Annotated in this window: 9 protein-coding genes; 8 read left to right on the top strand and 1 reads right to left on the bottom strand. The window is 53.1% G+C overall.

All coding sequences use genetic code 11. The features are described from left to right. Positions 1-223 precede the first annotated feature (223 nt). From JNJ77_14260 to JNJ77_14275, 4 genes are all read left to right on the top strand, one after another. Positions 224-598, top strand: coding sequence for a hypothetical protein (locus JNJ77_14260; GenBank protein ID MBL8823748.1), 375 nt, complete (start codon positions 224-226; stop codon positions 596-598). A 275-nt stretch (positions 599-873) separates the two neighbouring features. After that, positions 874-1,335 carry a transposase family protein gene (locus tag JNJ77_14265; protein ID MBL8823749.1) on the top strand — a complete coding sequence of 154 codons (462 nt, stop codon included), beginning with the start codon at positions 874-876 and terminating at the stop codon, positions 1,333-1,335. Between the two features lie 340 nt (positions 1,336-1,675). Continuing rightward, positions 1,676-3,055: a serine/threonine protein kinase gene (locus tag JNJ77_14270; GenBank protein MBL8823750.1), complete on the top strand. Its 1,380-nt coding sequence runs from the start codon at positions 1,676-1,678 to the stop codon at positions 3,053-3,055. After that, on the top strand, positions 3,019-4,854 hold the full coding sequence (locus JNJ77_14275; GenBank protein MBL8823751.1) for a tetratricopeptide repeat protein: 1,836 nt from the start codon (positions 3,019-3,021) through the stop codon (positions 4,852-4,854). Before JNJ77_14270 ends, JNJ77_14275 begins: the two co-directional genes overlap by 37 nt. 246 nt (positions 4,855-5,100) lie before the next feature. Here the strand turns inward: JNJ77_14275 and JNJ77_14280 are convergent, their stop codons facing one another. Then, positions 5,101-5,310, bottom strand: coding sequence for a hypothetical protein (locus JNJ77_14280; GenBank protein MBL8823752.1), 210 nt, complete (start codon positions 5,308-5,310; stop codon positions 5,101-5,103). A gap of 72 nt (positions 5,311-5,382) precedes the next feature. Between JNJ77_14280 and JNJ77_14285 the strand changes: the two genes are divergently transcribed. The 4 genes from JNJ77_14285 to JNJ77_14300 all read left to right on the top strand — a co-directional run bounded on the left by JNJ77_14285 (position 5,383) and on the right by JNJ77_14300 (position 7,026). After that, complete coding sequence (locus JNJ77_14285) at positions 5,383-5,889, top strand: TIGR02594 family protein (GenBank protein MBL8823753.1); 507 nt, start codon at positions 5,383-5,385, stop codon at positions 5,887-5,889. Between the two features lie 115 nt (positions 5,890-6,004). After that, entirely contained in the window at positions 6,005-6,397 is a 393-nt protein-coding gene (locus JNJ77_14290) for a glyoxalase (protein ID MBL8823754.1), read from the top strand. Positions 6,398-6,588: 191 nt separating this feature from the next. Next, the gene (locus JNJ77_14295) at positions 6,589-6,783 is read left to right on the top strand and encodes a hypothetical protein (GenBank protein MBL8823755.1); all 195 of its coding nucleotides are present in this window, start codon (positions 6,589-6,591) and stop codon (positions 6,781-6,783) included. A 36-nt stretch (positions 6,784-6,819) separates the two neighbouring features. Beyond that, positions 6,820-7,026 (top strand): hypothetical protein, encoded by a 207-nt coding sequence (locus JNJ77_14300; GenBank protein MBL8823756.1) that lies wholly within the window; start codon positions 6,820-6,822, stop codon positions 7,024-7,026. The last annotated feature ends 233 nt before the right edge of the window (positions 7,027-7,259 follow it).

Raw genomic sequence — 7,259 nt, forward strand, 5'->3', positions numbered from 1 at the left:
TTTTGAAGATTGACTTTCCCTTGATGAATGAAGAGAATGGCCCGGGTACCCTGGTTTGGTCGTATTCGACCTAACCAGGGCGGGACCATCCTGTTCCTCGGCATCGTTAGCCGGGGTACCGGCAAACGATGGCACCCGTGCTCGGCGGCGGTTCCGTTTTCGTAAGTTCACCCGTGCCGCCCGCACCGGTGAACTTTAGCGTTCGGCGGCGAGGGGCGTGCGAATGGGCATTTCCTGGAATGGTCCTTCCGCGTTCGGAATGACCTACAGGTCGTTCCACGCATTGCAGACGAGCATTGCCCGCGCCGGCGTGTTAGACTCGGGAGCCGCGTCGACGATGACGCCGACGCAACTCCTCGACCTCTACGAGTGCGTCCGAAGGTTGGAGCGCCAGGACCCGATCCGTTGGTTCGTCACGCAGGGGGAGGACGGCGCGTTGGAGTTGGGCCAATGCGAGGTGTTAAGCCGCCGGCTGACCCCGGTCCTAGACAAACTATTGCAGGGCAGCGTGTCCGACGACTGCCTAGACGGGCTCGACTGGTTCCTTCGAGAACTGGTCGAAGCCGTCCGGCTCAAGCAGAGAATCACGTGGGGGTGACCGATTACCGGTCACCCCCTGGACGCCGAACCCCTCTATAGCCCTAGTTGTCAAGTCCCCGGTCCTTCTGCGCAGGCAGATTCCTCCAAGTAGTGGAACAGCCTCGGCGAGACAACTTCGGTACGAACCTATTCCTCGTATCGTACGCAGAGGTACACGCTTCTTGCGAGCAGATCGACACCACGGTAATATGGGTGAGTCTGGGTGTAGTATCTCATCACAGTCTCCTTGGGAAGTGGGAAGGGTTCGAAGACTTCCACTGTAACACGGGGGCTATGATGAGTATCCAGGTGCTGGTCTGCGACTGTACCTACCTCAGAGTGTTGGGACGAAAGTTTGCGTACCTGTTCCTGGTGAGCGATGCGTACACGAGACGGATCGTGGGGTATCACGTGAGTCGGGACTTGTCGCATCATTCGGCCGTGATTGCGCTGTCGAAAGCGGCGGCTTGGCTGAAGGAGGTCCAGGGCGTGACGGGTCAGGGCGTGATTCATCATTCGGACCGAGGCTGCCAGTACTGCTGTCATGAGTACCTGGCGATGCTGAGGTCGCAGGGGATGCAATCCAACATGACCGACGCTGACCATTGTTACCAGAATGCCATCGCCGAACGGATCAATGGCATCCTCAAGGATGAGCTTGATTTGGATGCGGAGTTCATAACGTCAACCACGTACAAACGGCTGTCGCCAAGGCCGTGGAGGTGTACAACACGAAACGACCGCACTGGAGCCTAGGCTTGCGTACTCCCCAGGAGATGTATGTACGGGCTGCCTGATCAACCTCGGAGGTTATTGACATGTCAATATCCCCCCAGGCCCCCCTGGACTACTACTACTTACGTGTAGACTTTATTTAGGACGAGAGAGGCCGCTCCCTCAATCGCTTCAGCCATTAACCAGTCCCCTAGCGTTAGCAATGTCTGGCTACTAAGTAGGAGTCACTAACTCAATGCAATAGCACAAAGACACCGTTACCGCCGCGCGATTATGCTTCCACAACACTGCACTTGGAGATATCCTGCCAGCTGGCACAAATAACTGTCAATGAGTATTGAACTCTTCCAAGAAGAAGGCCATGAACGAACACGCAATTGTTGAAGATCTCTTACGAATGTCGGTTCATAAACGAATGATCTATTTAAGTCGTATTTGTGGTGACGATACCGATCTGCAGGAACGGATTTTGAATCTCCTGTCCGATAAAGAAGCACCCAGCCCAAAGACCCCCAAGCAAACTGAACCTGCTCCAATATCCTCGATTGCAGAACAAGGCATTCATGTTCAAGACGCAGCTAGCACACTTCACCAAACACAATCCAGTACAAACTCAATTCCTGATCCAAACTGCACTACAGCCTATTCCGGGCCCACGAATACGTCGCTTCCCCAAATTCAACAAATGGAGATCCTAGAAGAGCTTGGACGCGGTGGCATGGGTATCGTCTACCTTGCTCGGCAAATTCATCTTGGCCGACTTGTTGCTTTGAAGATGATCTTGCGAGGTGAGTTTGCAAGTGAGGCTGCATATGAGAGATTTCAAAGTGAAGCCCAGATCGTAGCTAAGTTGCAACATCCCAATATCGTTCTAATTCATGAGGCTAATGTTACTGCGACCAGACCATATTTCGCGCTGGAGTATCTCGAAGGCGGAAACCTTCAACAAAAGCTACGTACTAAGACCGTTTCAGCAAACGATGCCGCTGCACTTCTTGAAAAACTGGCTTGGGCTGTCGATTATGCTCACCAGCAGGGCATCATTCATCGTGATCTTAAGCCTCAGAACATATTGTTAACGAAAGCTGGTGAACCAAAAATCGCAGACTTTGGTTTGGCCAAACAGCAGAATGTTGAACTGACTGGGAGTTTCGCCCAAATTGGCACTCCGAATTACATGGCACCAGAACAGGCTGAGGGCAAGGCCTTACAAGTTGGTCCCGCTGCGGATGTCTATTCCCTGGGAGTAATACTGTATGAGTTGCTCACAGGGCGACCTCCATTTCGTGGCGCGAACATCATGGAAATTATGGATCAGGTTCGGCATACGGAACCTGTGTCAGTTCGATCACTGCAACCACAAACACCAATTGACCTGGAAACAATCTGTCTCAAATGCTTACAAAAGGAACCACGTCATCGGTATGCATCCGCAAGCGCATTAGCTTCGGATCTTCAGAACTATCTCGAAGGAAAGCCAATCACAGCACGACCGATTGGGCCTATCGAACGCGTTGTGAAATGGTGCAGGCGGTATCGCATGGCGGCGGCGTTGATTATTGTTTCAATTACTGCTGCATTAGTCGCCACCGGATTGGCCACATGGGCGATTGGAGCAGAACATAAAGCTCGTTCTGAGAGAGACGAAAAGGAGGATGCACTCAAAGCGAAAACACAAGCTTTACTGGCTGAAAACAGAAACAGATGCTGGATCGAGCAGTTACTGCCTTGGGTGAGTTGACCAGTGAAATCGTCGAAGATCAAATGGCGCGTGACCCAACTCTCAGCGACGAGAATAAAGTGTTCATCGGAAAGATTGTGAAACATTTCGAAGTGCTGTCAGCAATAACCGTAGATGACGTGGAAGGTCGTGCTATTCGCGGCGAAGGTTTCAGACGGGGAGGTATCCTGAAATTTCGTCTTGGTGATCTGGCTGGCGCTGAACTTGCGTTCAAACATGCCCTCGATATCCGAAAAGACCTTGCTGAAAAGTTTCCCGACGACAGAGGCTTAACTCGGAAACTGGTGGATAGTTACCGAGATTATGCAACCTTATTGAGGTCCACTGGGCGAACTAGTGATGCAGAACACTGCCTAGACCGCGCTGTGAATCTCTGGAACCATTTACTTAAGCTGGAGCCACAGCTCCCCGACTATCGATTGAGCTGGGCACGAGCGGTTGCGGACTTGGGTCTTGTTTATGCTAGTACCGGCCGGTTTGGGAAGGCTGAAAAAGCTCATCAGCAAGCTCTGGATTCCCAACTCAACTTACTGACAGAGTATCCGACCAATAGTGTATACTTAGGCGACGTTGCACGAAGCTATTACAATCTGGGGATCCTATATCGTGATTTGGGGCGATTAGCAGATGCAGAAAAAGCATATCGAGATTCGTTAGCATATCGTAAACAGATTGTCAAAATCGCACCTAATCGACCAAGACATCGTGAAGAACTCGCGGCATGTCAGAATAATCTCGCGAATTTGCTAGGCGAGACTGGTCGCATCAAGGATGCTGAGAGTTTCTTTTCTGATGCACAGTCAATTTTCAAATCTCTTGCTGCTGAATACACAACTCGCCCCGAATATCGCCAGCAGTTGGCAACTTGTTATCACAATCTCGCCATTTGCTACAGAACGCGTAATGCAATGACAGAGAGTGAAAAGGCAAACAATAGTGCACTCTTGCTGAGAAAACAACTGGTGACCGACTTCCCAACACGACAAGAGTACTTGGAAGAATTGTCTGCCAGTTACGGAAATATCGCCTCTAATCATTCATTGATTGGCCAGCATAAAGAGGCAATCGAAGCTAATAATGAAGCTATTGCAATACTGCGACAGCTGGCCCACGATTTCCCCACAAATAAGTTATTCAAGCAGAACCTTGCATCTGCGTATTACAATCTTGGTTGTCAGCATATGGCCATTGGACCATCTAAAGATGCCATTCAAGCTTTCGATTGCTCTCTGGAGATAGGTAGATCATTGGCCCAAGAACATCTGTTAGAGCCTCAAGGGCGGGGTCTTGTGGCATCTTCACTAGTCAACCTTGCCAATATCTATTGTGTGAAACGTCAATATGAAAAGGCTAAGGATTGTCTGGTTGAGGCCGAGCCTCATCATAAGGCAGCAATCGCCGCTAGTCCGCAAAACAAAAGCAACAGGGTGAATTATAGAAACCAACTCTGGTCGTTTTCGAATACTTACGCTGGATTAGGTGACTGTGACAATGCTGTTCATGCTGCTTCGATGATCCGCGATCTGGAGGGGGACCCTGCCTCAAATGCATTAGATGCGGCACGGGCACTATGTGGCTGTGTTAATCAAGTTGCTGGAGCTACGATTCATGATAACGAATTACGTAAAGCACAAGCCCGCAGATATACCGATGAAGCAATGAAAATGCTTCAACTAGCAGTGAACAAAGGCTATCGTAACGCGGAATTGCTGAAGAAGGATAACCGCCTTGCAGTGCTTCATTCCCGCGACGATTTTAAGAAGTTGATCACAGATTTGGAAACGTCAAAGCCGCGTTGAACATCTCGAGACGCTCCCCAATGGGAACAATGCTTGCCCCAGCCGTAGCGAGTGCTCAACATACCAAGAACACCCTATGCAGTTGATGAATCAGCTCGTCAACTTAGCTTAATGTCTTCAAGCGACCGCAGCGATCTGCGCTTGCTCTCATTGGGTTCTCCTGAAAGCGGGTCAGCATTGTGCAGCAACTGGTCAAAAGTAACTCGGCAGAGTGCCGTTAGTTCGGTCAGGCTAATCTGCTGCTCTTTAAACTTCCCGGCTTTGAATCGGCCTTCCCAACCGTACTCTTCTATTGCACGGGTGCCCTGGTTTGGTCGTACTCGACCTAACCAGGGCGGAACCGTGGAGGACCACGGCATCGTCAGAAGGAGTACCGGCAAACGATGGCACCCGGTAGTCGTACCAGCAGAGAATATTGTTGAACTTTCCCAAATCGATCGCCAGAATGGTGGACATGAGTGTGCCTCCCAAGAGTTACCGTTATGGTAGGCGGCATGCATGGATTCTTTCGGCGGCGGGAGGGTTAACGTGGACGCACCTTGGATGGGAATCGCTCGCGACGAGTTGGGCACCAAGGAACTGGCCGGCGCCAAGAACAACAACCCGCGGATCCTGGAGTACCTGGAAACGGTGGGGTCGTTCAAAACGGACGAAACCGCCTGGTGCTCGGCGTTCGCCAACTGGGTCATGAAGCAGGCCGGGGTGAAAGGAACGGGCCTCGCGAATGCTCGCTCTTGGCTTCAGTGGGGCTATCCCCTAGCGCATCCCGAGTACGGGTGCATCGTCGTGTTCAGCCGCGGGAGCAGCACGTGGCAGGGGCACGTGGCCTTCTACATCCGGCAGAAGGGGAACGACATCATCGTGTTGGGCGGTAACCAAAGCAACTCGGTGTCGGTGAGCAGGTATGCCAAGAGCCGACTGCTGGGCTATCGCTGGCCCTACCCCGTTGGAGAAGTTACGACGCGTGATGCGAGCGGCCGAGTTACTAGCCGGCAGACGATCGAAGGGTCGGTCATCACCGGCTCACGCCGATGAGCCGAACCAGTCATTGCACCTGGCGCGGCGGCATCAGGTGGTTCTGAGTTCACAGCTCACTCGGCCCCCGCCGCTGCTGAGAGGGGTCGTTCGGCGGCGGAGGGAGAAGCGGATGATGAGTGGTGTTCCCAACGGGACGGAACTGGCGCGTCCGTTTCTCCCCTCGAAAGACTTCGACTGCTCCAAGCGGTTCTACGAGGCACTTGGCTTCGAGAAGACCCTCGATGGAGAAGTCGCCATCTTCAACGCTGGCTCGGGCGGGTTCATCTTGCAGAGGCACTTCCACGAAGAGTGGGCCGCCAACTGTATGATGCAGCTCATGGTCGATGACCTCGCTGCGTGGTGGACGCACATCGAGTCCCTGGACCTTCCAGGACGATTCGGCGTGCCGCCGCCCAAGGCACCGGCCATGCAGCCGTGGGGACTGCTGATCGCATACGTCGTCGATCATGTCGGCGTCCTTTGGCACGTCGCGCAACGACGTGAAGGCGCCAGGCAGGACCGATGAATCGCGGACGTCGCACCAGTCTATGCTCGGATGCCATAGTCTGGTCGACTTCGATCTGACGATGTCGGAATCTTCGAGAACTTCGGTATAGCTAGCGTGAATACACGCAAGCTATGGCACCCGAACGGTGTACGTTCGAGGAGGTGTCTGATGCCGCTGTGTTTGATCGTTCGGCGACGGAGGAGCAACAGATGCCACGGGTTGCACGTCTTCTGCTGGTCGCGATGCTACTTGGTATCGCTGCATTCTGCGTCTTCGGATTCCTGGCGACGTTCGAGCCCACGCCTCGCGATGTCCTGCCTTGGCAAGTCGGGTATGGAGCTACCGCGTTCGTAGCAGTACTCGGTGCCGGGTTCCTGGCATGGCCGATACGACCACGGGACTAATAGCTGTTCAGCTGGAAAATTCGACGGAGGGTAACCATGTTAGCCGTGGCTGGTGCGATTCTGATCAATGCCGCGTGCGTTCTCGCGGCGACGACAAAAGATACAGCCGATATTTACCTGGGGCAGCGATTGATTGCCGGTGTCGGGGCTGTGTTGATCGTGGTGGACCTGTACCCCCGGTTGATGGACTTCATCCGACAATCCAAGGGCACGGGCAAATCCAATGCCAAACCTCCTCTATAGCCCCAGTTGTCCAGCCCCTGGTCCTTCATCGCAGCCTGATTCCTCGAAGTAGTGGAACAGCCTCGGCGTGACAACTTCTGCACGAACCTTGTCATCGCTCAGCACTGGCGGTTCACTTTACCTTGGCTGCTGCTTGACGCAGCGCCCAACCCCTCTTCGCGGTCTGCGGCCTTGACACTCTCATGTCACGCCGGGTGATGGACAACACTTTGGAAGTCTCCCTGGTGATCAGT

The organism is Planctomycetia bacterium, assembly GCA_016795155.1.
Classification (GTDB): Bacteria; Planctomycetota; Planctomycetia; order Gemmatales; family HRBIN36; genus JAEUIE01.

What these genes read in the sequence shown, in the direction of transcription:
- JNJ77_14260 (MBL8823748.1), top strand. Translation starts at nt 224, where the DNA reads ATGGGCATTTCCTGGAATGGTCCTTCCGCGTTCGGAATGACCTACAGG.
- JNJ77_14265 (MBL8823749.1), top strand. Translation starts at nt 874, where the DNA reads ATGATGAGTATCCAGGTGCTGGTCTGCGACTGTACCTACCTCAGAGTG.
- JNJ77_14270 (MBL8823750.1), top strand. Translation starts at nt 1,676, where the DNA reads ATGAACGAACACGCAATTGTTGAAGATCTCTTACGAATGTCGGTTCAT.
- JNJ77_14275 (MBL8823751.1), top strand. Translation starts at nt 3,019, where the DNA reads ATGCTGGATCGAGCAGTTACTGCCTTGGGTGAGTTGACCAGTGAAATC.
- JNJ77_14280 (MBL8823752.1), bottom strand. Translation starts at nt 5,310, where the DNA reads ATGTCCACCATTCTGGCGATCGATTTGGGAAAGTTCAACAATATTCTC.
- JNJ77_14290 (MBL8823754.1), top strand. Translation starts at nt 6,005, where the DNA reads ATGAGTGGTGTTCCCAACGGGACGGAACTGGCGCGTCCGTTTCTCCCC.
- JNJ77_14295 (MBL8823755.1), top strand. Translation starts at nt 6,589, where the DNA reads ATGCCACGGGTTGCACGTCTTCTGCTGGTCGCGATGCTACTTGGTATC.
- JNJ77_14300 (MBL8823756.1), top strand. Translation starts at nt 6,820, where the DNA reads ATGTTAGCCGTGGCTGGTGCGATTCTGATCAATGCCGCGTGCGTTCTC.